This window comes from Aeromonas sp. FDAARGOS 1409 (assembly GCF_019048705.1).
GTDB lineage: Bacteria > Pseudomonadota > Gammaproteobacteria > Enterobacterales > Aeromonadaceae > Aeromonas > Aeromonas sanarellii.
Genome location: NZ_CP077395.1, coordinates 3540052 through 3564075, shown reverse-complemented (window position 1 = coordinate 3564075; position 24024 = coordinate 3540052). Strand labels below are relative to the sequence as shown.

The 24024-nt window shown below is 61.2% G+C and carries 22 protein-coding genes; 7 read left to right on the top strand and 15 right to left on the bottom strand.

Annotated features, from left to right (window positions below; genetic code table 11):
* Window positions 1-21: 21 nt before the first annotated feature.
* From I6L39_RS16660 to rmf, 3 genes are all read left to right on the top strand, one after another.
* The gene (locus I6L39_RS16660) at window positions 22-1932 is read left to right on the top strand and encodes an ABC transporter ATP-binding protein (RefSeq protein ID WP_216990280.1); all 1911 of its coding nucleotides are present in this window, start codon (window positions 22-24) and stop codon (window positions 1930-1932) included.
* 8 nt (window positions 1933-1940) lie between these two features.
* Window positions 1941-3584 carry a DUF3466 family protein gene (locus tag I6L39_RS16655; protein ID WP_216990279.1) on the top strand — a complete coding sequence of 548 codons (1644 nt, stop codon included), beginning with the start codon at window positions 1941-1943 and terminating at the stop codon, window positions 3582-3584.
* A 160-nt stretch (window positions 3585-3744) separates the two neighbouring features.
* Entirely contained in the window at window positions 3745-3921 is a 177-nt protein-coding gene (gene rmf, locus I6L39_RS16650) for a ribosome modulation factor (RefSeq protein ID WP_010674759.1), read from the top strand.
* An 87-nt stretch (window positions 3922-4008) separates the two neighbouring features.
* Here the strand turns inward: rmf and fabA are convergent, their stop codons facing one another.
* From fabA to I6L39_RS16630, 4 genes are all read right to left on the bottom strand, one after another.
* Window positions 4009-4569: a 3-hydroxyacyl-[acyl-carrier-protein] dehydratase FabA gene (gene fabA / locus I6L39_RS16645; protein WP_042076258.1), complete on the bottom strand. Its 561-nt coding sequence runs from the start codon at window positions 4567-4569 to the stop codon at window positions 4009-4011.
* 78 nt (window positions 4570-4647) lie between these two features.
* Window positions 4648-6624 (bottom strand): Lon protease family protein, encoded by a 1977-nt coding sequence (locus tag I6L39_RS16640; RefSeq protein ID WP_216990278.1) that lies wholly within the window; start codon window positions 6622-6624, stop codon window positions 4648-4650.
* A gap of 234 nt (window positions 6625-6858) precedes the next feature.
* Window positions 6859-8136: a site-specific integrase gene (locus I6L39_RS16635; RefSeq protein ID WP_216990277.1), complete on the bottom strand. Its 1278-nt coding sequence runs from the start codon at window positions 8134-8136 to the stop codon at window positions 6859-6861.
* Between the two features lie 285 nt (window positions 8137-8421).
* Window positions 8422-8727: a YebG family protein gene (locus I6L39_RS16630; RefSeq protein WP_216990276.1), complete on the bottom strand. Its 306-nt coding sequence runs from the start codon at window positions 8725-8727 to the stop codon at window positions 8422-8424.
* Between the two features lie 253 nt (window positions 8728-8980).
* Here I6L39_RS16630 and I6L39_RS16625 point away from each other — a divergent pair, with 253 nt between their 5' ends.
* The 4 genes from I6L39_RS16625 (at window position 8981) to rsmF (ending at window position 14389) form a co-directional block, all read left to right on the top strand.
* Window positions 8981-9625: a paraquat-inducible protein A gene (locus tag I6L39_RS16625; protein WP_209792353.1), complete on the top strand. Its 645-nt coding sequence runs from the start codon at window positions 8981-8983 to the stop codon at window positions 9623-9625.
* Entirely contained in the window at window positions 9603-10211 is a 609-nt protein-coding gene (locus I6L39_RS16620) for a paraquat-inducible protein A (RefSeq protein WP_042076288.1), read from the top strand. Before I6L39_RS16625 ends, I6L39_RS16620 begins: the two co-directional genes overlap by 23 nt.
* A gap of 52 nt (window positions 10212-10263) precedes the next feature.
* On the top strand, window positions 10264-12816 hold the full coding sequence (locus tag I6L39_RS16615; RefSeq protein ID WP_216990275.1) for an MlaD family protein: 2553 nt from the start codon (window positions 10264-10266) through the stop codon (window positions 12814-12816).
* Between the two features lie 142 nt (window positions 12817-12958).
* Window positions 12959-14389, top strand: coding sequence for a 16S rRNA (cytosine(1407)-C(5))-methyltransferase RsmF (rsmF, locus tag I6L39_RS16610; RefSeq protein WP_216991825.1), 1431 nt, complete (start codon window positions 12959-12961; stop codon window positions 14387-14389).
* 211 nt (window positions 14390-14600) lie between these two features.
* Here rsmF and I6L39_RS16605 read toward each other — a convergent pair whose 3' ends face one another.
* The 11 genes from I6L39_RS16605 to fabD form a co-directional block, all read right to left on the bottom strand.
* Complete coding sequence (locus I6L39_RS16605) at window positions 14601-14858, bottom strand: RepB family protein (RefSeq protein WP_042076293.1); 258 nt, start codon at window positions 14856-14858, stop codon at window positions 14601-14603.
* A 171-nt stretch (window positions 14859-15029) separates the two neighbouring features.
* Window positions 15030-16019: a site-specific integrase gene (locus I6L39_RS16600; protein WP_216991824.1), complete on the bottom strand. Its 990-nt coding sequence runs from the start codon at window positions 16017-16019 to the stop codon at window positions 15030-15032.
* 324 nt (window positions 16020-16343) lie between these two features.
* On the bottom strand, window positions 16344-17123 hold the full coding sequence (locus I6L39_RS16595; RefSeq protein WP_216990274.1) for a TatD family hydrolase: 780 nt from the start codon (window positions 17121-17123) through the stop codon (window positions 16344-16346).
* Between the two features lie 12 nt (window positions 17124-17135).
* Window positions 17136-18083 (bottom strand): DNA polymerase III subunit delta', encoded by a 948-nt coding sequence (gene holB / locus I6L39_RS16590; protein WP_216990273.1) that lies wholly within the window; start codon window positions 18081-18083, stop codon window positions 17136-17138.
* Complete coding sequence (gene tmk, locus I6L39_RS16585; RefSeq protein ID WP_042076298.1) at window positions 18068-18709, bottom strand: dTMP kinase; 642 nt, start codon at window positions 18707-18709, stop codon at window positions 18068-18070. The genes holB and tmk overlap by 16 nt, the downstream gene beginning before the upstream one ends.
* The gene (mltG, locus tag I6L39_RS16580) at window positions 18709-19710 is read right to left on the bottom strand and encodes an endolytic transglycosylase MltG (protein WP_042076299.1); all 1002 of its coding nucleotides are present in this window, start codon (window positions 19708-19710) and stop codon (window positions 18709-18711) included. The genes tmk and mltG overlap by 1 nt, the downstream gene beginning before the upstream one ends.
* Window positions 19700-20554 carry an aminodeoxychorismate lyase gene (pabC, locus tag I6L39_RS16575; RefSeq protein WP_216990272.1) on the bottom strand — a complete coding sequence of 285 codons (855 nt, stop codon included), beginning with the start codon at window positions 20552-20554 and terminating at the stop codon, window positions 19700-19702. The genes mltG and pabC overlap by 11 nt, the downstream gene beginning before the upstream one ends.
* A 17-nt stretch (window positions 20555-20571) precedes the next feature.
* Complete coding sequence (fabF, locus tag I6L39_RS16570; protein ID WP_216990271.1) at window positions 20572-21813, bottom strand: beta-ketoacyl-ACP synthase II; 1242 nt, start codon at window positions 21811-21813, stop codon at window positions 20572-20574.
* A gap of 81 nt (window positions 21814-21894) precedes the next feature.
* Complete coding sequence (gene acpP, locus I6L39_RS16565) at window positions 21895-22131, bottom strand: acyl carrier protein (RefSeq protein WP_005300909.1); 237 nt, start codon at window positions 22129-22131, stop codon at window positions 21895-21897.
* Window positions 22132-22288: 157 nt separating this feature from the next.
* Complete coding sequence (gene fabG, locus I6L39_RS16560) at window positions 22289-23023, bottom strand: 3-oxoacyl-ACP reductase FabG (protein ID WP_216990270.1); 735 nt, start codon at window positions 23021-23023, stop codon at window positions 22289-22291.
* A gap of 13 nt (window positions 23024-23036) precedes the next feature.
* On the bottom strand, window positions 23037-23972 hold the full coding sequence (gene fabD / locus I6L39_RS16555; RefSeq protein WP_209792327.1) for an ACP S-malonyltransferase: 936 nt from the start codon (window positions 23970-23972) through the stop codon (window positions 23037-23039).
* Window positions 23973-24024: the final 52 nt, after the last annotated feature.

Below are 24024 nucleotides of genomic sequence, written 5' to 3'. Positions count from 1 at the left end.
CATAAGCAACAAGGAACAAACATGGCTCTTTTGACATTGCACGGCGCCTCCCTGTCGTTCAGTGACTTCCCGCTGCTGGATCAGGCCGAGCTCACCATAGAGCGGGGCGAGCGCCTCTGCCTGGTGGGGCGCAACGGGGCGGGCAAGTCCACCCTGATGAAGGTCATCGCCGGCGAACTACCGCTGGACGAAGGTCGCCTGGTGTTGCAGCAGGACTTGAAAGTGACCCGTCTCGAGCAGGATCCCCCCGCCTCGAGTGAGCTCACCGTGTTCGATTACGCCGCCGAAGGGCTGGCCGGGGTGGGGGAGCTGCTCAAGCAGTATCACCATGTCTCCATGGCGCTGGCGAGCGACCCCTCCGATGCCAACATTCGCACCATGAGCCAGTTGCAGGAGCAGCTTGACTATCAGAACGGCTGGCAGTTCGAGACCCGCATCAACCAGGTGCTGACCCTGCTCGATCTCGACCCCGACGTGACCCTCGACAGCCTCTCCGGCGGCTGGCTGCGCAAGGTGGCCCTGGCCCGCGCCCTGGCCTGCGATCCGGATCTGCTGTTGCTGGACGAGCCGACCAACCACCTGGACATCGACGCCATCAACTGGCTGGAAGAGTTCCTCAAGGACTTTCGCGGCGCCATCGTCTTCATCTCCCACGACCGGGAGTTCATTCACAAGCTGGCGACCCGGATCATCGATCTCGATCGCGGCGTGATCACCTCCTGGCCCGGCAACTATGACGACTACCTGCAGGGCAAGGAGGAGTGGCTGCGGGTCGAGGAGCTGAAAAACGCCGAGTTCGACCGCAAGCTGGCCCAGGAAGAGGTGTGGGTGCGTCAGGGGATCAAGGCCCGCCGCACCCGCAACGAGGGGCGGGTGCGCGCCCTCAAGGCGATGCGCATGGAGCGTAACCAGCGCCGCGAGCTGCAGGGCAAGGCCAAGCTGCAGCTGGACGAGGCGGGCCGCTCCGGCAAGCTGGTGTTCGAGACCGAGGGACTGGGTCTGGACTTTGGCGATCGCACCCTGTTCCAGGGGCTGGATTTGCAGGTGCTGCGCGGGGACAAGATAGCCCTGGTCGGCCCCAATGGCTGCGGCAAGTCGACCCTGATCAAGCTGCTGCTGGGCCAGCTCGAGGCGAGCCGCGGGTCGGTGCGCCAGGGAACCAACCTGGAGGTGGCCTATTTCGATCAGTACCGCGAGCAGCTCGATCCCGAGAAGACGGTGGTGGACAACGTGGGGGAGGGCAAGCAGGAGGTGATGGTGCGCGGGCGTTCCCGCCACATCCTCGGCTACCTGCAGGACTTCCTGTTCGAGCCCAAGCGGGCGCGTACCCCGGTGAAGGCCTTGTCAGGGGGCGAGAAAAACCGTCTACTGTTGGCCAAGCTCTTCCTCAAACCCAGTAACTTGTTGATTCTCGATGAACCAACCAACGACCTGGATGTCGAAACGCTGGAATTGCTGGAGGAGCTGCTCACCGATTACCCGGGCACCCTGCTGCTGGTCAGCCACGATCGCCGTTTCATCGACAATACGGTGACCGGTTGCTGGCTGTTTGAAGGGGATGGGCGGATCAGCGATTATGTCGGGGGCTATGCCGACATGATGGCCACCCGCGCCCAGCAGGCTTCCCTGCTGGCGGCCAAGGCGGCGTCGGTCAAGGTGGCAGAGCCTGTCGCGCAGGCGGCAGAGCCGGCGAAAAAAACGCGCAAACTCTCTTACAAGTTGCAACTGGAGCTGGATAATCTGCCTGCCCGGCTGGAGCAGCTGGAAGCCGAGCTCGATGCCCTGCAGGCCGAGATCAACCACCCCGGTTTCTTCTCCCTGCCCGCGGAGCAGACCCAGCCCAGACTGGATGCATTGAATGCGGCAGAAGCCGCATTGGAACACGCCTTCTCCCGCTGGGAGGAGTTGGAAGCGTTGAAACATCAAGACTAAGGAAGTAGATGAAAAAGCAATTATCCATGCTGGCCATCCTGGTCGGCGCCAGCCTCAACGCGCAGGCGGCACAAAGCTCCTTTTTCACCATCGTCGATGACGAAGTCAAAGGCTATGCTAGCGCGATCAGCGCAGATGGCAGCAGCCTCGTCGGGATCAACACCAAGAACAACATGGCCGAATACTTCTCGACCGTGCGCTCTGCCGACTTCCTGGTCGATCGTTTCCGTTTCGAGCAGGGCTGCTTCCTGTCAAGCTCCGTTTGCGACTCCTTTTGGGATGACAACGCCGGTTTTACCTATCAGTGGCGCCGTGACTTCCTCGACATCGTCGATCAGCGCAGCAACGTAGGTGACGTACAACAGAGCGAGACCGATGGCCTGGTGACGGCCCTTGGTGAGACGCCGGACACCCAAGTGGGTTACACGATGGATGGCAAGCTGCGCACCGCCTTCGCCATCGCGGGGGATGGTGACACGGTCGAGCTGAAAGATGCTGCCAGCACCCACAGCCTGAGTGTCCCGACCAGCATCAAGAAGCTGGACAACGGCCAGTATCTGGTGACCGGCACCGCCGCTACCGACAAGTATCGCCACAAGGTGGGCGGCGATTTCTACAAGTGGTGCTTCGAGGGCAACGACGATGAGTACGGCGACTTCCGGTACTGCCCAGGTGCCGATACCCAGGCCAGCTTCTGGCTGCTCAATGGCTCCGGCGGCCTCAGCAAGCTGATGCAGGCACCCGACTATGCCCATCGACGGGATGAGGTGCTGCAGACGGCCTCCGCGCTCGGCGCGGCCGAATACAACGGCACCCTCTATGGCGTGGGTTACAGCTCCACCGGCGAGGTGGGGTCGGGGGACCTGGATGGCCGCAACCTGGCCAGCTACTGGGCTCTGGATCTGAACGCCGGCACAGTGGGCGCCACCAAGGTCATTCCGCTGCCGGATGGCGAGCCGGGCAAGGACGACGGCGTGCTGCAACATAGCTGGGCAGTGGCGGTCAACGACAACGGCTACGTGATAGGCAACCAGCGCTACCGCATCAACAAGGGGCAGAACCGCCCGGTGGAGATGTTCCTGTTCAATCTGGGCACGCCCGGCACGGCGGCCACCCTTCCCCTGCAGGACAAGCCGCTCTCCGGCTCCGGCTCCGAGGCGGCGGCCATCAATGACCACAACATGGTGGTCGGCTGGCGCGACTCCCGTCATCAGACCCAGCCGGTGGTCAACGGCACCAACCGCATGCAGGAGGCCTTCCTGCTCAACGCGGCTGCCCCGAGCAACAGCTGGTATCTGAACGACCTGATCTGCGGCCTGAACGATGCGGGCGCCAAGCAGTGCGCCCAGAACGGTTACTACTACCACATCGCCTATGCCAGCGGTATCAGCAGCGATGGCACCATAGCCGCGACCGCCTACCGCTACGCCAGCGAGAGCGATCTGAACAACCGCACCAATGCGACCGTGGTGGCCGTCAAGCTGACGCCGGCGGTGGCGGACTACCAGGGCAACACGCCGGCCAGCTATGTGGTCAGCAATGCCCCGGTCAACAACCAGACCGGTCAGGATGGTGAAGGTGGCGGTGGCAGCCTGTTCTGGTTGACTCTGCTGGCCTTGCCCTTTGCCTGGCTGCGTCGTTACCAGCGATAAAAATGTGTCATGAAAAATTAATGCACTTCAGTATCTTGTGTCACAACCCCTGAATAGCATGGAATTTTTTGTTTGACCCTGCCTCCCCCCTGGGGTAAAGATGAAGGCGACCGGTGAAAAACTGGTCGCTTTTTTTGTTCCACGAAGAGGGTCGTAGATGATGAAGAGACAGAAACGGGACCGTCTGGAGAGAGCTCGCGCTCGTGGTTATCAGGCTGGCGTAGTCGGCAAACAGAAAGAAGCGTGTCCTTATCAATGCTTGGATGCCAGAGGGCACTGGCTTGGTGGTTGGCGCGACGCCATGGAAGGGCGAGGCTCAGGCCTCTTCATGAAGTAACCGATACTTCATCACTCATTTCAAACAGGAAAGGGGCCTTGGCGGCCCCTTTACGTTATCCCTCTGGCACTGAACCAGAGCGGAAGATCAGAATGCGGTGGTGTCTTTGAACAGACCCACTTTCAGGTCGGTCGCGCTGTAGATGGGACGACCGTCCACTTCCACCACGCCGTCGGCAATGCCCATGACCAGCTTGCGATTGATGACGCGCTTGAAGGTGATCTTGTAGGTGACCTTCTTGGCGGTCGGCAGGATCTGGCCGGTGAACTTGACTTCACCGACACCCAGCGCACGGCCTTTGCCAGGGCCGCCTTTCCAGCCCAGGAAGAAGCCGACCAGTTGCCACATGGCATCCAGCCCCAGACAGCCCGGCATGACGGGATCACCGGGGAAGTGGCAATCGAAGAACCAGAGGTCCGGGGTGATGTCGAGCTCGGCCAGGATTTCGCCCTTGCCATGCTCGCCGCCGTGGTCATTGATCTTGACGATGCGATCCATCATCAGCATGTTGGGGGCGGGCAGCTGGCTGTTACCCTCACCAAATAATTCGCCACGGCTGCAGGCAAGCAGCTCTTCACGGGTAAAGGACTCTTTGCCTTGTTCGCACAGGGAGAGGCGGGGATTAGTGGTGTCGTTGTCTAGGGTCACGCTGTTTATCCTTCATATGGGTCAAAGCCGGGCCAATTTAGCGTACAGTTGTTCGCCAAACAACTCCGATCACTTCATTCAATGGCCGAATAGCCGGTCGAGCAGGCGCCGTAGCAGGCCGCTCTTGGCGGTCGTGCCATTGAGCTCATCCAGTCGCTCCTGGATGCGGCCAAACAGGGTATCCGGCATGTCGGGTTCACCCGCGACGCAACCGGTCAGCAGTTCGATGGCCTCTTCCACGTGATCCACCGGATGGATATGGAACTGGCCAGCCTCGACGGCGGCGATCACCTCGTCGGAGAGATTGAGCTGCTGGGCGTTGGTGCCGGGCAGCAAGATACCTTGCTTGCCGGTGAGACCGTGGATCTTGCACACCCGGAAGAAGCCTTCGATCTTCTCGTTCACGCCGCCCACCGCCTGCACGTTGCCAAACTGATCGACCGCACCGGTGACGGCGAAGTGCTGGTAAATGGGCTGGCGGGCGAGGGCGGAGAGCAGGGCGCACAGACCGGTCAGGGAGGCGCTGTCGCCATCGATCTCGTGGTAGGACTGCTCGAACACCAGGTTGGCCGAGAGGGGGGAGGGGTTCTCGGCACCGAACTTGTTGGAGAGGTAGCCGTGAATGATCATCATCGCCTTGGCATGGATGTGTCCGGCGAGTTCCGCCTTGCGCTCGATGTCCGCCACGTCCCCGTCCCCCAGGTGAACGGTGGCGGTCAGGCGCACCGGCTCGCCGAAGTCGTAGGGGTGACCCGCGACCTGGATGACGGAGAGGCCGTTGATCTGGCCGACCTCCTCACCGTCGGTCTGCAGCAGGATCTGGCCGTCGATGACCCCCTGATCCGACTGTTCCACCAGGTAGTTGAGGCGGTAATCCTGCTCCTCCAGGGCGAGCATGATGTGCTCATCGGTCACGCTGCCTGCTTCCAGCTCGCGGGCCAGGCTGTCGGCCATGCGCATGATGGCGCCGAGCTGTACCTCTTCGATGGAGAGCCACTCCTGATGATCGCACAGGCGGCTGGCGTGGCGACAGAGGGCGAGAAGGGCGCTTGGGGTGAAATCCAGCAACTCCCAGCGCTCGCGCAGCCAGGCCAGATATTGCAGAAATTCGGGCAAGTCCTCTTCGATATTGACCTCGGAAACCAGGTCGGCGCGCAGGAAGATGCGTTCCGCCATATCTCGGTCCAGCATCTGGAACTCGGCCACCTCCAGTCGATCGCCCACCAGGATCAGCTTGAACCGGATCGGTGTCGCCTCCGGGGTGAAGAAAGGCGTCAGCGTCTTGCCTTCCTGATAGGCATTCCAGTCCAGCTCGCCTTTTTGCATGGCGTTCTTGAGCTTGAACCAGAGGTGGGGCTGATCCAGCAACTCGTCGAGTTGCAGGATGAGGTAGCCGCCGTTGGCTTCCCGCAGCAACCCCGGCTCCAGCAAATGCTGGTTGGCATAGACCGAGCCTTGTTCCGTCTGGTAGTTGATGGAGCCGAACAGGGTGTCCCAATTCAAGTCGCGACCATAGATGACGGGGGCCTGCTGATCTTCATGATGAATGAGCAGGTTGATGAGCACGGGGTGCTGGAACTCGAGCCCCTGGGCCACATGGGCGGCGAGATCGGAGAGAAAGTCCACGATCTTGGGGTCGTTGTTCTGCTTGCGGATGATCCGGGTGACGAGGCGCTCGGCATCCAGGTGATGGCTCATCAGCTTGAGCAATTCACCGACCATCTCGCAGAATTCGAAACCGGAGCCCGGTTGCAGCCTGAGCCAGATGGGCTTGAACGGGTTGTTCAGGTTCTCGGTGTAACAGAGATCGAACAGATCGCCATCCTTGCCATTGGAGGTGGCGATCAGGGTCTGACAGACATTCTCATAATCCGCACCGGGGAAGCCGTTGAGGATCATGACCGGGCAGTCACCGTCAAAACTGGCCAACCGCTTGATGCCCGAAATGGCTCTGGGCTGCAGGGCGGAAAAAGGGATGGGGTCGAGTTCGCTGAGCGCGGGAAACTGCTCAATCGTGAAAGCGGGTTTTAGTTGTTCTGATGTTAATTCAGCCACTTAAGACATCCGGTCGGGAATAGGATCAATTGTCAGCATTATACACAGTTCAATTGAGGGGAACAGGAAACAAGCACATTTAATTTAACATAATATACATTATGCGCGGTTATGGGGTTTCAGGGAAACCGGCGGGCGATGGTTCACCACCTCTGTATGACTTTTGTCGTGCCTTGATCTTGATGAACAGGTATTCGTGACTTGTCATCTGTTATCTCTCACCGCTCACGACCTCTACTCGATCAGCCTGTCCAGCGGTTTGCGACTGGCGCTCTCGTGGCGTTCGCTGTTGCCGGTGTGCAGATATTTGGAGGTGGTGTCTATGCTGTCGTGTCCGGCGTCGGCTTGCACGTGTGACAGCGGCCGGCCATGAAGATTGATGTCGTGGGTGATGCCGGTATGGCGGATGGAATGCGGCGTCAGGGTGCGCATCTCGGCGGCATCCTGGGCAAAGCCATCCTGCTCGGCTAGGCTGGCCGCTTGCTCGAAGACCGCCATCACCAAGTCGCGCAGTTGGCGGATCCCGAGATTGGCATTGAGCTCGCCTTGCTCCCGGCCATGGGCGGCCGCCTTGTGGCGTACGAACAGCGGCGTCTGTTCGCCCGGGGTGGGCAGCGGCGAGAGCCCAAGAAAGGTGCGATAACGTGCCAACGCCTCCAGCAAGGCCTGGGAAACGGCCACGGTGCGGCGTTTGCCGCCTTTGCTGCGGGGTATGTCATAGCCCCAGACCCCGGTCTTGCTGTCGCGGCGAAACTGGCTCATGACGGGACTGAAGCCGGGTCTGGCCGCCACCTCGGAGATCCGCAGATAACAGGCGTACATCAGGCAGATGAGAAACCGGCTGCGCTCATGCTGAGCCGGACATTCGGTTGCCAGCTGTTCGGCGGCCTGCATCACATAGGACCACTGCAGTTCGGTGAAGGATTGGGCCTCTTCGCCCATATCCTGGCTGTCCGGTCGCTTCACCCGTTGCAGCAGGAGCGCCGGATTGCGGTCCATGTACTCCTCCTGAATGAGAAACTGGAAGAAGGCGGACAGGATGGCGAGCTTGGTTTTCATCGCCTGCTCGCTCAGGCGGTATGGCAGCTCGCGGCCCAGCTCCCGCTTGCCCAGAAACGGTCGCCACAAGGGGTTGGGCAGCCTCTCCCCCCACTCCTTGTCGAATACGAACTGGGCGACGTTGCGATAGGCAATAAGCTCGGATGGCGGTGCCTGACAATAGTCGAGATAGCGCATCATGATGCGCCTGGTGAGGTCTTTCGGGCTGATGGCCACCTCGCAGAAGCACCAGTGCAGGAAGGTGGTCAGCTCGCTGCGGTAGGTCTTGTAATTGTTTTCGCTATGGCGCTGCTCCAGCAGCCAGTCGACGGCCAGCTCGTAGACGAGGCCCGCATCGGGGACAGTGCCAAAGCTCAGGGTGGCCAGGTACTGGTTGACCTGAGAGTTGCCGGCCTCCAGATGATTGACGCCATCGAACAGCGGCATGGCGGGTGGCAGTGAGGGATCTGTCATGGTGGTACTTGTGGTGTCGTTTGAATGAGTATGGGTGGGCGCCACTGAACCCTGATGCCGATAAATGGGGTTATCGGCATCAGGGCCTGCCGGTTGTCTTGAGGTCGATGACCTGGAGATCCCGGTGTGGCCCCCATCATGACGAATACCAGGATTATTCAATGAATATGCAGCTTGGTTGGAAAATTCTCGGGGTAAATACCATTTAAAATGACTTGAATTGCTTTTTAAGTGCATATCCAGAGGGCCGCCGTTTTCTCGCAGCCCCCTGCCCGTTCGTTCGTGTCAGGCCACGCTCTTGAGGGCCTTGCCCTTCGGCGGCTCGGCATCCACCTTCTCTTCCCTGGGGACACTTCCCTGCCCTTTGCCCCCGCGCAGCACGTTCTGCAGCTGATCCCGCTGCTCGGCCAGGTAAAAGGCCAGGCTCTCCTGCTGCTCTGGTGCCAGCGCGATGGGGGCACCTGCCAGCAGCGTCATCAGTTCGTCGGCGGTATCCAGCAGCTTGTCATAGGCATCGGCCTCTTTCTTGCTGGCAAAGGTCATCTTCTCCACTCCCCCACGGACCACAACATACTTGATTTCAACGGCCATAGCGGCGTCCTCCTCTGATAGTGCACATGAGTATATGTATGGATATACAGTATTGCAAATCAGGATACGGAGGAAGCGCAACCCAGCCCAGTGACGCTGAGCGAGTTGCGTTGACACTCCCCCTCGCCTGTCGCCCGTTCTTCAGCCTTTTGCGCAGGCTGAAGGCCTTTCTTGGCGACAAGTCGGTGGTACGGCAAGACAGCGAAGGCGTTTTAGGGTAAATTTTATCAATTCCTTCAACAGGTTGAATCGTATGTCGGATCCGCACTCCGTGATCGTCTGTCCGGCCTGTGACTTGCTGATCGAACGCAAGTTGCTGCCGCTGCGCCGTCACGCCCATTGCCCCCGCTGTCACCAGCACCTCTACGGGCGCTATGCCTTTCGCCCTTCCCAGTTGATGGCGCTCACCATCACGGGTTTCCTGTTGTTGCCCTCCGCCTTTTTTGAGCCCCTGATCTATCTGCGTCTGGCCGGGGTCAACTCCGATGCCAACCTGGTCAAGGGCATACTCATGCTGTTTGCAGAGAGCGAAGTCTGGGTGGCGAGTCTGGTGCTCTGGTGCGCCGTGCTGGCGCCGACAGGGCTGTTGCTCGGAATTTTTGCCCTCGCCTCCGGTCTGGCCAAGCGCTGGCACCTGCTGGCGCCAACGCTGAAGTCGGTCGAGGTATTCCGGCACTGGGCCATGCTGGAGGTCTACATCGTCAGCCTGCTGGTCGCCCTGTTCAAACTGATCGACATCGCCGACGTGCGTCTGGGAGGCGGTCTGCTGAGCCTCGGCTGCCTGATGCTGCTCAACATGACGCTCTTGATCCTGTTCGATCCCGCCCCCTACTGGGAGCGGATACCGCTGCAACCAGCCTCTCTGGAGCCGGAACATGCACCCGACCAGCGCCCGTGAACTGGGGCTTTGCCGCTGCCATACCTGCGGCTTGCTGGTGCGTTACCAGAGCGCCATGAACTGCCCGCGCTGTCACACCTCCTTGCAGATGCGCATCCCCCATTCGCTTGCCTGGTCGTGGGGCCTGCTGGCGCTGGCTACCTTCATGCTGCTGCCGGCCAACCTGCTGCCCATCACCCACTTTTACAACAAGGGATTATTGCAGTCCGATACCATTTTCAGCGGTATCATGGCGCTCTATCGCAGCAAGATGTCCGGCATCGCCACCATAGTGCTGACCGCGAGCATCATAGTCCCCATTGGCAAGATCCTGGGCCTTGGCTGGATCTGCTGGCAGTTGCAGCGCAGCAAGCCGGTGCGGCGCAAGCGTCAGCTCATCATGTACCGCATCATCGATTTCATCGGGCGCTGGTCCATGCTGGATCTGTTCGTCATCTCCCTGATGGTGGCCCTGGTGGATCGCGGCGTGCTGCTCAACGTGCGTGCAGGCCCTGGGGCGACGGCCTTCGCCGGCGTGGTGGTGCTCACCATGATGTCGGCCCGGATGCTCGATACCCGCCTGTTGTGGGACAAGGCGGCCCGTTAATCTCTTTTGTCTCGGATGTGCCGTGCCATCACGGCCAATGTAAGGAGTCGGTATGATCGGGGCTGAACCCGTCATTAAGAAACATCGCTGGTTATCCCCGGTCTGGCTGTTGCCCTTCATCGCCCTCTTGCTGGCGGGAGGCTTCATCTATCAGCAGTGGGCGAGCAGTGGCCAGCTGATCCGCATCAACTTTGCCCAGGGCAACGGCATCTTGCCGGGCAAGACCCAGCTGCGCTATCAGGGGGTGGCCATCGGCGTGGTCCAGGAGCTGGAGCTGGCGCAGGATGGTCGCAAGATCGCCGTGCTGGCCAAGGTCGACAGCCGCGCCCGCCCACTCATTCGCAAGGGGTCCGACTTCTGGCTGGTGAGCCCCAAGGCGTCGCTCACCGAGATCTCTGGCCTGGATACCCTGGTGTCCGGTAACTACATCAACCTGCAGCCCGGGCGGGAGAACAACCCGCTGGAAGATGAATTCGACGCCCTGGACGGCCCTCCCCCCGGCTATCAGGCCCAGGGGCGCACCCTGCACCTGACGGCCGACTCGCTGGGGTCGGTCGGCATCGGAGCCAAGATCTACTTCCGGGGCCTGGAGGTGGGCAGCGTCATCAACACCCGCCTCGGGGAAGAGAACCAGCACGTGATCCTGGATCTGGTGATAGAGCCGCGCTTCGAGCATCTCGTCAAGGTGGACAGCCGCTTCTGGAACATCAGCGGCATCAAGGGTTCGTTCAGTCTGGCGGGCGTCAGCGTGGAGGCCGGCAGCCTCACCTCCATCCTGAGCGGCGGCATCGCCTTCGATTCTCCCAAGGCTTCTCCCGTAGCCGAGAAGGGGCTCAACTTCGTGCTCTACAAGGGGCTGGCCGAGGCGGCCAGGGGCGAGCGCATCACCATCCAGGCGGACGATCTGCCCATCAAGGAGGGCATGCCCATTCTCTATGAAGGGATAGAGATTGGTCGGGTCGACCCCATTCGACTCACCGAGCAGGGCCGGGTCGTCACGGCGCTGATCAACCCCGAGCAGGCGTTTCGGATGACCGGCAAGAGCCGCCTCGTCTGGGAGACGGTCTCCCTCTCCCCGTCCGGGCTCAAGCATGCGGATCGCCTGCTGGCCGGGCCCGCCATCCGCCTCGACTATGCGGCGGGCGAGCGGGTCAGCACCATGACGCTGGAGAGCCAGGCCCAGCGCGGCGGCATCCCGCTGACCCTGCAGGCGGATGACCTCGCGGGATTGACCGAGGGGGCGCCGCTCTGGTTCAAGGGCCTGCAGATAGGCCAGCTGGGGGCGCTGACCCTGGACGCCGGTGGCAATGCCAGCGTCGATCTGCTGGTGAACGAGCGGTATCGCCACCTGCTGCAGCGGGCTCGCTTCTATCGCGCCTCCCCCTTGCTGGTCGAGGCGGATCTGAGCGGCGTCAAGGTGGAAACCAGCCCGGCGAGTGCCTGGCTGGGGGGCGGGATCAAGCTGGTGCAGGCACCGGAGGGCGAGCGCATCGATCGCCTCTACCCCAGCCAGGAGCTGGCCCTGCTGGGCAGCCGCCATGCCAAGCCAGAACGCTGGGTGCTGCGCGCCGAGCAGGCCGATGGAATAGGCGTTGGCTCCCCCGTCCTCTACCTGGGGCTGGAGGCGGGCAAGGTCAAGACGCTGAAGGCCGAGGGCAGCGGCGTGGCGATCACCCTGGAGATCGATGCCGTCTATGCGCCCCTGCTCAGGCAGCAGCCCCAGTTCTGGAAGAAGGCCGCCATCGACGGCAAGATCCGGCTCGACGGGGTGCAGGTCAAGATGGGGAACCTCGCCACCCTGCTGCGCGGCGCCATCGAGTTCGACAGGCTCGGCACCGGTCGCAGCAGCCATCAGCTCTTTGACAGCAAGGAACAGGCCGGTACCCAGGTGCGCACTCTCACCCTGACCGCCGATCACAACCCGGGTCTCGGGGTGGGCAGCCCCATCCGCTATCGGGGGGTAGACATCGGCAAGGTGGAGCAGGTCGAACTGGATCCCTCCCTCGGACAGGTTCGTTTCAAGGCCGAGCTGGATCAGCAATATGCCGCCCGTTTCCTGCAGTCCGGGGCGCGCTATACCCTTGTGCAGGCCAAGGTCGGGCTCGGCGGGGTCGCCCATCTCGACACCCTGATCAAGGGCGCCTTCGTGGAGGCGAGCCCCGGTCAGGGGGCGGGCAAGGAGCGCTTCCCCCTGCACCAGAGCGGCCCCGTCGGCCTGGCGCTGACCCTCAAGAGCCCCTCCGTCGATGGCATCGGCGTCGGCAGCCCCCTGCTGTTTCGCAAGATGGTGGTGGGCAGCGTCACCGGCGTGACCCTGGCCCGGGATGGCAGCGAGGTGCTGATCGACGTGAACGTCGACGGGAATTATGCCCACCTGGTGCGCGCCAACAGTCGCTTCTGGAACGTCTCCGGCCTCAAGGCCGACATCGGCCTGACCGGCGGCACCATAGAGGTGGAGACAGTGCAGAGCCTGCTGGCCGGCGGCATCGCCTTCAATACCCCGGAGCGGGAGATGGGCGCCACCGTCAAGGCCGGCCATCGTTATCCGCTTCATGCCAAGGCCGAGAAGGAGTGGCTGGCGTGGAGCCCCCGCATCCTGCCCTGAGCCATCCCACATTCGTCAAAAACCGGCCCTGCGCCGGTTTTTTTATTGATTGGCCTCCTGTGGCCAGAGCAAAGGCGCCTGAAGAACAGGCCGGTGCTGTGGTAAGATGTCGCCCCTCATTTTGGGTCAGCGAGATTGCGCCGTGCACGACAACACCTACCTCCCCGATCACTTCCTACGCCACATTGCGGCCTTCATGCCGCCCCACCTCTCCATGGAGGACTTCGTGGCGAGTTGTCGGCGACCGCTGCGGCGCAGCATCCGGGTCAACACCCTCAAGATCTCCGTGTCCGACTTTATCGCCCGCATGGCGCCACTGGGCTGGCAGCTGGATCCCGTGCCCTGGTGCGACACCGGCTTCTGGCTCACTCGCAGCGATGAAAGCGTCCCCCTTGGCAACACCGCCGAGCACCTGTGCGGCCTCTTCTACATCCAGGAGGCGAGCTCCATGCTGCCGGTGACGGCGCTCTTCGCCAGCGATCGGATCAAGCACGATGGCATGCTGCTGGATGCGGCGGCCGCTCCCGGCTCCAAGACCACCCAGATCGCGGCGCTGATGGAGAACCAGGGCATGCTGATCGCCAACGAGTTTTCCAGCAGCAGGCTGAAAGTGCTGAGCGCGAATCTCCAGCGTTGTGGCGTGACCAATGTCGGCATGACCCATTTCGATGCCAAGGTCTTTGGTCAGTGGCTGCCGGAAACCTTCGACGCCATTCTGCTCGACGCCCCCTGCTCCGGCGAGGGGACGGTGCGCAAGGATGAAGACGCCTTGCGCAACTGGAGCCTCGAGAGCATCGAGGAGATAGCGGCGGTGCAGCGGGGTCTGCTGGAGAGCGCCTTCCACGCCCTCAAACCCGGCGGTGTGCTGGTCTACTCCACCTGTACCCTGAGCCTGCAGGAGAATCAGGCCGTCTGTCAGTCGCTGCAGGAGAAGTTCGGCGATGCCCTGAGCGTTGACTCCCTGGCCAACCTTTTCCCCGATGCAGAGAAGGCCTGTACCCCGGAGGGATTCCTGCACGTCTGGCCCCAGATCTTCGACAGCGAGGGCTTCTTCGTCGCCAGGCTGCGCAAGCACCACTCGGTGCCCAACATCATGTTCAAGCCGGGCAAGCTCGGCAAGTTCCCCTTCTCTCCTCTGCCTGAGAAAGAGGCCGACCCCATGCTGCGGGAGATAGCGGCGAGCTTCGGCATCGCCCCCAGTGGCCGGCTGTTTGGGCGCAACGACGAGATCTGGCTCTTCCCCCGCGCCTTCGAGCAGGTACAGGGCAAGCTGCGCTTCGATCGCATCGGCATCAAGCTGGCGGAGACCTTCAAGAAAGGGTATCGACTGACCCATGAATGGGCGCTGGCCTACGGCACGCTGGCCACACGGGGATGCGTCGAGCTCGATGCCGCCAATGCGCGGGAGTTCATGATGGGCCGGGATGTCTGGCCCGAGCAGGATGCGGGGAGCGGCGAGGTGATCGTCCGCTATCAGGGGCACCCGCTCGGCATGGGGAAATGGGTGGGGAGCCGTATCAAGAATGCCCTGCCCCGCGAGCTGGTACGGGACAACAACCTGTTCAATGAGTGAGGCCGGCACCCAGGAGTGAAAATGGCGCCTGTTCGAGTCTGAAAAACCCACACTCTGGTTGAACTTTTACCCGGTTCTTGAAATGCCCCTAGCCTTGTCTAAGCTTAAGGCTATCCGCATACCAGTTAGCGCACGGCTCTGCAAGGAGCCAATTCCCCTATGCCAGGTACAAGGAATTCGTACCTGGCTTTTTTTATGCTCCGTCTCTGTCCTACTCCAGGGCCTCCACCGGCGAATGCTCGGCGCGCACCCGGGTGACCAGTTCGTGCTGGTAGAGCAGATCGATCGCCTGCTCGATGAGGGAAGCCTGGCTGTCCTCCAGATGGAGACCCAGCTCCTGCAACCGTTCGGCGTGACGATTGCTTATCCAGCATTGCAGCCGGCTATGGGTCTCCTGCTTGCGCTTCACATGCTGGCGCTGCCGTTCGGCATTGTCTTGTGCCCCGGCGCTTTTGATTTCCTGGCTCATATGTCCTTGCTGAATTGGATAAACTCGACACGTTATCTCTCACGCCTTCCTGTACGGAGAGCATCGGGAGGCAAATCCTCCCCTGCGGATAGGTATGCGGAGAAGTGCGGCAAATATATCATCAAATCAACTAGATGCCATTTAACATAAGAAACAGAGTGACGCGGTTTTTCAGAGCAGGCCCGCGAGGGCGTGATCGGAGAACTTTTGTGCGTCGTCGAAGTACTCCTGCAGGGTGCGCATGTCCTTGTGGCGAGTCACCTCGATAATCTTGTTCATGGGCTTGCCCGCCGTCACCGCCGAGGTGATGAAACCTCGGCGCAGGCTGTGGCCGCTGACATGGAGGTCGTCGATGGCCTGGCCGGTGCGACGTTTGATCATCAGGTTGATCCCCTGTGGTCCCAGGGGATCGGCCGTGAGTTGTCCCCAGCGGTTCATCCGGCGAAACAGGGGGCCCGCCTCTATCCGGCTCTTCTTCAGCCAGCGCTGCAGCGCCGACACCGGGCAGTAGTGCTGGCCCGGGATGAGGGCGATCTCGGACTCATGGAGCTGATGCTTGCTCGGCTTGAGGCGAAGCCGTATCCCCTGCCCCACGAACTGCAGGTCATCCACCTCGATCCTGGCCGCCTCCGAGCGGCGCAAGGCGCCGCTGAACATCAGGAGCAGCAGGGTGTAATCCCGAAGCCCCGCCAGGCTGTTGGTATCTATCTCGTCCAGTACGCAGGCGAGCGGTGTCAGGGTCAGGGCCCCCGTCTTGCGTTTGCGGTTGTCACCGAGACGCACTATGCCGCGCATCATCTCCTTGATCTCCGCATGCTCGGTCGGCATGGGATGGATGCCCTTCTGCTTGAAGGCATAGCGAATGCCGGCAAGCCGTCTTACCAGGGTCGCGGGTTTACGAGGTTCACCGTTGCGAAGTTCACCTTTCCCCTCTTCCTTATCCAACCATACCCAGTCCGCCAGGATGCCGTCCGCCTGATCCGCGAGAAAGTTCATGATGTCGTGGTGTGTGGTCTGCAAGGGATCCAGTCCGTGCAACTGGCACCAGAAGACAAAGATACGGGTATCCGCCTGGTAGGCATTGAGGGTGGAGCCGGCTTTGGCACTGCGTAAAAAACGTCTGGCCCGGCTATTGAGCTGTGAGTCGAATACGGCCTGCAGCGAGTGCTGTGCCGGACTTGGGAAGGTGGAGTGGGTCACTTAACTCTATGATTTAATGTGAAGTTGAGGAGGATCTTACAGGATCTTGCAGATCCATCAAGTATCGATAATGAATATTATCGATACTTATAGAGATTCTATTTAAGCAGCGTCCAACCTCCTCTCATTTCATCGGCAAATTTGATACCGGGTATATTGTTATTCAGGTAGCTATCCCATCGGAGAGTATTTGTGAGAGATAACGATGTGGCCTATTGGTATTATTGAGGGGTGTTGCAGTAATGATTTGAAATAAACAGCCCCGATATTCGGGGCTGTTTATGATTATTTCTTCGCCAGCTTGAATAATTCGAAGAAATTGTTGCTGGTGGCCTCGGCCAGCTCGGCGAGGGGGATCTGGCGCAGATCGGCGATAAACTGGGCAACGTCCCGAACGAAAGCCGGTTCGTTTTCCCTCCCCCTGTGGGGAACGGGGGCAAGGTAAGGGGAATCCGTCTCGACCAGCAGGCGCTCCAGGGGCAACGCCTTGACCACCTCCTGCAAGGCTGCGGCATTCTTGAAGGTGGCTATCCCTGAAATGGAGATATAGAACCCCATTTCCATCGCGGCCTGTGCCATCTCGAGGGACTCGGTGAAGCAGTGGAACACGCCGCCCACCTGGCTGGCCCCCTCCTCCCGCATGATCTGCAGGGTATCCTCCTGGGCATCCCGGGTGTGGATGATGAGGGGCTTGTTCAGCGCCCGCGCCACCCGGATATGTTCCCGGAAGGAGGCCTGCTGCACCTCCTTGTTCTCCGGGGAGTAGAAGTAGTCGAGCCCGGTTTCACCAATGGCCACCACCCTTTCATCGGCAGCCTGGGTCAGCAGCAGTTCACCATCCACGCCGGGATCCTGATTGAGGGGATGCACCCCGCAGGAGGCAAACACCTGGGGATAGGGCGCGATGGCGGCCAGCATGGTCGGAAACTGCGCCTGGGTCACGCTCACGCAGAGAAAATATCCCACATCCTGTTTTGCCGCCTTGGCCAGCACATCGGCCATGTCGGTCTGCTTGTTGCCATAGCTCAGGCGATCGAGGTGGCAATGGGAATCAACGAGTAACATAGACAACCTTGTTCATAACCAGCGGTGGAGCCAGTTCATCAGATGAATGGTGGGATTGGAGAGCTGACCCGGCTGACAGGCCTCCTTGAGCGCGACGAGTTGCTGCTCCGCCTCGAGCAGCCGCTCGCTGCCGTGACGCTCGGCCAGTTGCTGGCTGAGGGTCGCCAGATCCGGCATCGCCAGCTGGTGATGGCCACAGCCCGCCTGGGTCTTGAGCGCATCGCATAGGAAGAGCTGCAGCCAGTGCAGCCTGACCTGGCAGTCCTCCGCCAACTGGGCGCAGACGCTGGTCGCCCGGGTCGGCGTCTGCGACAGGGAGACGAAACTCTCCAGCAGCTCCCGGCGGGCAGCGTCCTGCTGCTCCTCGATATAGCGCAGCACCCGCAGCGGCGCTCCCTGGCAGATCCGCACCTGAGCCTGGGTAGCCTGATACCCCTGTTGTGCCAGCCAGGCCAGGATCTCACCCTCCGCCGGCAACCGGCAGACATGCTTGTGACAACGGCTGAGAATGGTGGGCAACAAACGGGAGATCTGGGAGGCGATAAGCAGCAAGAGGCTGTCACCCGCCGGCTCCTCCAGGGTCTTCAGCAAGGCGTTGGCGGCGGATTCGGTCATGCGCTCGGCATCTTCAATGATCACCACCTTGCCGCGGCCGAGCTTGGCCGTGCTCTGCAAGCGGCTGCAGAGCTCGCGGATGGCCTCGACCCCTATGGTCTTGCCCTCAGGCCCCAGGGTGCCGAGATCCGGGTGATGGCCCTTCTCGAACAACTGGCAGGAGTGACACTGGCCGCAGGGCTCGCCCCGTTGCGGTTGCTGGCACAGGTGCAGTCGGGCCAGGCGATCGGCCAGCAGCTCCTTGCCAAGGCCGGGATCCCCGAGCAGCAGCCAGGCGTGCCCGAGCCGTCCGGCCTGGGCCGTCTGGCTCAGGGCATGCCAGTCCGGGATCAGCCAGGGATGCATAGCCCCTCGCTTGCGAGGTAGTGATCCAGCGCGGTCTCGATGGCCGCCTTGACCCGGTCCGGCGTCTGGCCGGCATCGATCACCAGAATGCTGTCATCCTTTGCCGCAAGTTCCAGATAGCGGGCGCGCGTGCGCTCGAAGAAGCTGAGCTGCTCCAGCTCGATCCTGTCCAGCTCGCCGCGGTGGCGGGCCCGCTGCAGACCGATGGCGGGATCGATGTCGAGATAGAGGGTCAGGTCCGGCTTGAAGTCGCCGAGCACCGCCCGCTTGATGGCTCCGATGAGATTGGCATCAATGCCGCGCCCGCCACCTTGGTAAGCCTGGGAGGAGAGATCGTGCCTGTCCCCCACCACCCAGATCCCCTCGGCCAGCGCCGGCTTGATGCGGGTCTCGACCAGCTGGACCCGGGAGGCGTACATCAGCAGCAGCTCGGCCTCGACGGTCAGACGCTCGTCGTGCACCTCCTTGACGATGGCGCGCATCCGCTCCGCCAGCGGTGTGCCGCCCGGCTCGCGGGTGCACTCGATGCGCTCGATACCGTGGGCCCGCAGATAGTCGGTCACGTAGCGCACAGCGGAGCTCTTCCCTGCCCCTTCCAATCCTTCAATCACGATAAATTTAGACATTAGGGCTTCTTCAATATGTATTCGCGTACCGCCCGATTGTGTTCATCGAGGGTCTTGGAGAAATAGTGGGCCCCGCCTCCCTTGGCGACGAAGTAGAGATAGTCGGTCGACTTGGGATTGAGGGCCGCCTCGATGGACGCCTTGCCCGGCATGGCGATAGGGGTAGGCGGCAGGCCATCGATCACATAGGTGTTGTAGGGGTTCACGTCGGTCAGATCGCTGCGGCGAATATTGCCGTCGTACCTGTCTTTCACCCCGTAGATGACGGTGGGATCGGTCTGCAGCTTCATGCCGAGGCGCAGGCGATTGACGAACACAGAGGCGATCTGGGCCCGTTCATCCGGCTGACCCGTCTCTTTCTCTATGATGGAGGCCATGATGAGCGCCTCATAGGGGGTCTTGTAGGGCAGATTGGCCTGACGCTTCTCCCAGGATGCGTCCAGGAAGGCTTTCATGTCCTGGTAGGCGCGGCGCAGGATGGAGATGTCGCTGGCATGGGTGGTATAGGCGTAGGTTTCCGGCAGGAACCAGCCCTCCAGCTTGCCATTCTCGATGCCGAGCTCCTGGGCCAGATCCGCCTCGCTCTGCTCCACGGTGAGGCGCTCCAGATAGGGGGCGCTGGAGAGCTGCTTCAGCCAGTCTTCGAAACGGGAACCCTCGACAAAGGTCAGGCTGAAGTGAAACTCCTTGCCGGAGGCGAACAGGGAGAGGGTCTCCTTGAGCGGGGCCCCTTCCTTGATCTCGTAAGTGCCTGACTTGATGGCCACCAGTTCAGGATGGCCGCGCAGCCAGAGCCGCACCGCCCAGGGACTGGTTTCCCCCTCCCCCAGCTCGGCAATCAGGCGCGCCGCGTGGGCGCCTTTCTCGACGGTAAAGAGGCGGGTCGGCCCCTTGTTGGTGAGCGTCTCCACCTGCTGCCATTTGTAATATACATACCCCCCCGCGGCGGCAACGGTCAGGGCCGCCCCCGCGAGCAGGGTGTAGAGCCGATTAAACTTCAATGACCAAACGCTCCTGTAAACGGCGGATCAATACCGGGCTGGGATAGTGCACCTCCCCGATGCTGGTGATCGGCACTATACCCATCAGGGTATTGGTCAACCATACTTCTTCGGCCTGCCACAGCGACTCCAGCGGAGCCTCCACGACACGCAGTTCAATGCCCATCTGTTTAAGCATCGTCATCACTCGCTTGCGCATGATGCCATCGATCCCGGCGCGGGATAGATCCGGCGTGAACACCGTCCTGCCGCGACGCCAAAACAGATTTGCGCTGACCCCTTCTACCAGAAATCCCCGGCTGTTCAAGACTATACCTTCGACCCCGCCGCGCGCCGCAAGTTCGCGTTTCAGCATCACTTGTTCGAGGCGCCCCAGCGTCTTGAGGCCCGCCAGCATGGGGGCCTCACCGAGCGGCTGCTGACAGACCAGGGCCGCGATGCCGTGCTGCTGCCAGCCAGGATAATGCTCCGGGTAGGGGGCGAGGGAGACGATGCGGGTCGGTGCATCGCAGCCGCCGCTGTCATAACCCCGTCCGCCAACGCCTCGGGTCAGTACGACCTTGACGACAGCCTGCGTCTGTCCTGCCGCCATTTGCGCCACCTCGGCGGCAAGGGCATCCCAGGGTTGTTCGGCAAGGCCGAGCCTGGCGTTGGCATGCTGCAACCTGGCCAGGTGCGCCGGCCACCAGACCACCTCCCCTGCTTTCACCAGCATGGTGGTGAAATGACCGTCACCATACGCCAGACCACGATCCCTGGCGCTGAGGCTTTCTGTCGCTATTCCATTAATCAGCAAGGGGATCCCTCCGATAAAAAAGGCCCGATACTGGGTATCGGGCCTCATGGTTCGCCCAAGGCGAATTATACGCGTTTGAAGATCAGGGAGCCATTGGTGCCGCCAAACCCGAAGGAATTGGACAGGGCATACTCGAACTGGCCTGCCTTGGCCACATGGGGCACCAGATCCAGATCGCACTCCTCATCCGGGTTGTCCAGGTTGATGGTGGGGGCCACCATCTGGTCGCGCAGGGAGAGCACGGTAATGATCGCCTCGATGGCGCCCGCCGCCCCCAGCAGGTGGCCTGTCATGGACTTGGTGGAGCTGACCATCAGGGACTTGGCATGTTCGCCAAACACCTTCTTCATGCCGCGCAGCTCGGCCACATCGCCGAGGGGGGTGGAGGTGCCGTGGGCGTTGATGTAACCCACCTGCTCGGGCGCGATGCCGGCATCCTTGATGGCGTTCTTCATGGCGCGCGCGCCACCGTCACCGTCAGAAGGCGGCGCCGTCATGTGATAGGCGTCGCCACTCATGCCAAAACCGACCAGTTCGGCGTAGATCTTGGCACCGCGGGCCTTGGCGTGTTCGTACTCTTCCAGCACCAGTACGCCGGCACCGTCACCCAGCACGAAGCCGTCGCGATCCTTGTCCCAGGGACGGCTCGCCTTGATCGGCTCGTCGTTGCGGGTGGAGAGCGCCTTGGCAGCGGCAAAGCCACCCATGCCCATGGGGGTGGAGGCCTTCTCGGCACCGCCGGCGACCATCACGTCCGCGTCACCGTAGGCGATCATCCGGCCTGCCATGCCGATGGCATGGGTACCCGTGGTACAGGCGGTGGTGACGGCGATGTTCGGACCCTGCAGGCCTTTCATAATGGAGAGATGACCGGACACCATATTGATGATGGTGGACGGCACGAAGAAGGGGCTCAGCTTGCGGGGGCCGCCGTTGACGAGGCTGCTGTGGTTCTGCTCGATGAGACCCAGGCCGCCGATGCCGGAACCGATGGCGACGCCAACCCGCTCCGCGTTTTCTTCGGTGATGGCCAGGCCGGCATCGTCCAGGGCCTGCACGCCCGCCGCCACGCCGTACTGGATGAAGAGATCCATCTTGCGGGCTTCTTTGCGGTTGATGCCGAACGCTTCGGGGTCGAAATCTTTGACCAGGCCGGCGAAACGGGTCGCATACTCGCTGGCATCAAAATGGTCGATGAGGGAAATGCCGCTCTGCCCCTTGAGCAGGGCTTGCCAGCTGGATTCGGCAGTGTTGCCCACCGGGGAAAGCATCCCCAAGCCGGTCACCACGACTCTGCGTTTTGACACTGAGGTAGTCTCCGAGAGGTGTTTTGAAAGGGGTAAACATAAAAGAAGCGGCCCTTGGGCCGCTTCCTTCAGAACAGGAACTTATTCCTGATTAGCGGTGATGTAGTCGATAGCCGCTTGAACAGTGGTGATCTTCTCGGCTTCTTCATCAGGAATTTCGGTATCGAATTCTTCTTCCAGCGCCATTACCAGTTCAACGGTATCCAAAGAGTCAGCGCCCAGGTCGTCGACGAAGGAAGCAGCGTTCTTCACGTCTTCTTCTTTAACACCCAGTTGTTCGATGATGATTTTCTTTACGCGTTCTTCGATGTTGCTCATGACCTGAATTTTCCTTTAAAAATACGCTATTGCGTCTGGTTGGGGTAGTGTATTCAATTGACGTGAGTTTGCAAGTGACTTGCCGCTGGTCAAACCACGAAATTCGCCAAACTTCGGCGTATTATCGCAAATTTGAACAGAACTCACGACAAATTGATTACACCATGTACATCCCGCCATTAACATGCAGGGTTTCGCCGGTGATATAGGCGGCATCATCCGATGCCAAGAATACCACAGCGGCAGCAATTTCCTTCGGATCGCCCAAACGGGCGGCAGGCACCTGGTTCATGATGCCGGCGCGCTGTTCTTCGTTGAGCGCCTTGGTCATGTCGGTCTCGATGAAACCGGGAGCAACCGCGTTCACCGTGATGCCACGGGACGCCACTTCACGGGCCAGCGACTTGGTGAAGCCGACCAGACCTGCCTTGGCAGCAGCATAGTTGACCTGACCGGCATTGCCCATGGTACCGACCACGGAGCCGATGCTGATGATGCGACCGTTGCGCTTCTTCATCATGGCACGCAGCACCGGTTTGCTCAGACGATAGAGAGAGGTCAGATTGGTATCGATGATCTCGTTCCACTCGTCATCCTTCATCCGCATCAACAGGTTGTCGCGGGTAATGCCAGCGTTGTTGATCAGGATGTCGATGTCACCGAAGCGTTCCTTGATGGCGGCAAAGACAGTCTCGATGGATTCCTGGCTGGTCACGTTCAGTGCCATGCCACAGCCCTGCTCGCCCAGATAGGCGCTGATGGCCTCGGCACCGCTCTCGCTGGTCGCCGTGCCCACCACTTTCGCACCACGGGCAGCAAACGTCTCGGCAATCGCACGACCGATGCCACGACTGGCACCGGTGACCAACACAACCTTATCGGTAAAACTCATGACTTGCTCCTGTTTACTTGATCTGGGCCAGTGCCTGCTCGAACGAGGCTGCGTCGTTGGCGTGAATGCCTTCCACCCGCGCATCGATGCGCTTGGCCAAGCCAGTCAGCACCTTGCCCGGCCCCATCTCGATCTCGAGGGTAATGCCGTCGTTGGCCATGCGCTCGACCGTCTCGGTCCAGCGAACCGGGCTGAACAGCTGGCGCACCAGGGCCTGCTTGATGGCGGCCGGATCCTGCTCACAGGATACGTCGACATTATTGATGACGGCGATGGCGGGAACCTTGATCTCGATCCCATCCAGGGCGGCGGCCAGCTTTTCGGCGGCCGGTTTCATCAGCGCGCAGTGAGACGGCACGGAGACCGGCAGCGGCAGCGCACGCTTGGCGCCCGACTCCTTCATCAGCACGTTGGCGCGCTCGACGGCCTCTTTGTGACCGGCGATGACCACCTGGCCCGGGGAGTTGAAGTTGACCGGAGAGACCACCTGACCTTGCGCGGCTTTCTCGCAGTTGGCGGCGATGCTGTCATTGTCCAGCCCGATGATGGCTGCCATGGCACCGGTGCCTTCCGGCACGGCTTCCTGCATGGCCAGACCACGCAGCTCGACCAGCTTGACCGCATCGGAAAACGCCAGTGCGCCGCTGCACACCAGGGCGGAGTATTCCCCCAGGCTGTGGCCGGCCATCACGGCGGGAGTTGCCCCGCCCTGCTGCTGCCACAGGCGCCACAGGGCGACAGAGGCGGTCAGCAGTGCGGGCTGGGTGCGCCAAGTCTTGTTCAGATCCTCGGCCGGCCCTTCCATGACCAGGGCAAACAGGTCATAGCCCAGCACCTGGCTCGCCTCGGCGAAGGTCTCTTTAATCACGGCGTGTTGCTCGGCCAGTTCGGCCAGCATGCCGACGCTCTGGGAGCCTTGTCCCGGGAAGGCAATGGCAAATCGGGTCATCATTGATTCCTTTAAGGTAAGACGAATTCGGTAAGCGGGCGCCCGGAGTCAG

Bases quoted from the DNA above. Each gene is read 5' to 3' on its own strand.
- tmk (WP_042076298.1), bottom strand. From the start codon at position 18,709: ATGTCTAAATTTATCGTGATTGAAGGATTGGAAGGGGCAGGGAAGAGC.
- I6L39_RS16595 (WP_216990274.1), bottom strand. From the start codon at position 17,123: ATGTTACTCGTTGATTCCCATTGCCACCTCGATCGCCTGAGCTATGGC.
- holB (WP_216990273.1), bottom strand. From the start codon at position 18,083: ATGCATCCCTGGCTGATCCCGGACTGGCATGCCCTGAGCCAGACGGCC.
- fabG (WP_216990270.1), bottom strand. From the start codon at position 23,023: ATGAGTTTTACCGATAAGGTTGTGTTGGTCACCGGTGCCAGTCGTGGC.
- pabC (WP_216990272.1), bottom strand. From the start codon at position 20,554: ATGAGGCCCGATACCCAGTATCGGGCCTTTTTTATCGGAGGGATCCCC.
- I6L39_RS16615 (WP_216990275.1), top strand. From the start codon at position 10,264: ATGATCGGGGCTGAACCCGTCATTAAGAAACATCGCTGGTTATCCCCG.
- I6L39_RS16625 (WP_209792353.1), top strand. From the start codon at position 8,981: ATGTCGGATCCGCACTCCGTGATCGTCTGTCCGGCCTGTGACTTGCTG.
- acpP (WP_005300909.1), bottom strand. From the start codon at position 22,131: ATGAGCAACATCGAAGAACGCGTAAAGAAAATCATCATCGAACAACTG.
- I6L39_RS16605 (WP_042076293.1), bottom strand. From the start codon at position 14,858: ATGAGCCAGGAAATCAAAAGCGCCGGGGCACAAGACAATGCCGAACGG.
- I6L39_RS16635 (WP_216990277.1), bottom strand. From the start codon at position 8,136: ATGACAGATCCCTCACTGCCACCCGCCATGCCGCTGTTCGATGGCGTC.
- I6L39_RS16630 (WP_216990276.1), bottom strand. From the start codon at position 8,727: ATGGCCGTTGAAATCAAGTATGTTGTGGTCCGTGGGGGAGTGGAGAAG.
- fabD (WP_209792327.1), bottom strand. From the start codon at position 23,972: ATGACCCGATTTGCCATTGCCTTCCCGGGACAAGGCTCCCAGAGCGTC.
- I6L39_RS16655 (WP_216990279.1), top strand. From the start codon at position 1,941: ATGAAAAAGCAATTATCCATGCTGGCCATCCTGGTCGGCGCCAGCCTC.
- I6L39_RS16620 (WP_042076288.1), top strand. From the start codon at position 9,603: ATGCACCCGACCAGCGCCCGTGAACTGGGGCTTTGCCGCTGCCATACC.
- rmf (WP_010674759.1), top strand. From the start codon at position 3,745: ATGAAGAGACAGAAACGGGACCGTCTGGAGAGAGCTCGCGCTCGTGGT.
- I6L39_RS16660 (WP_216990280.1), top strand. From the start codon at position 22: ATGGCTCTTTTGACATTGCACGGCGCCTCCCTGTCGTTCAGTGACTTC.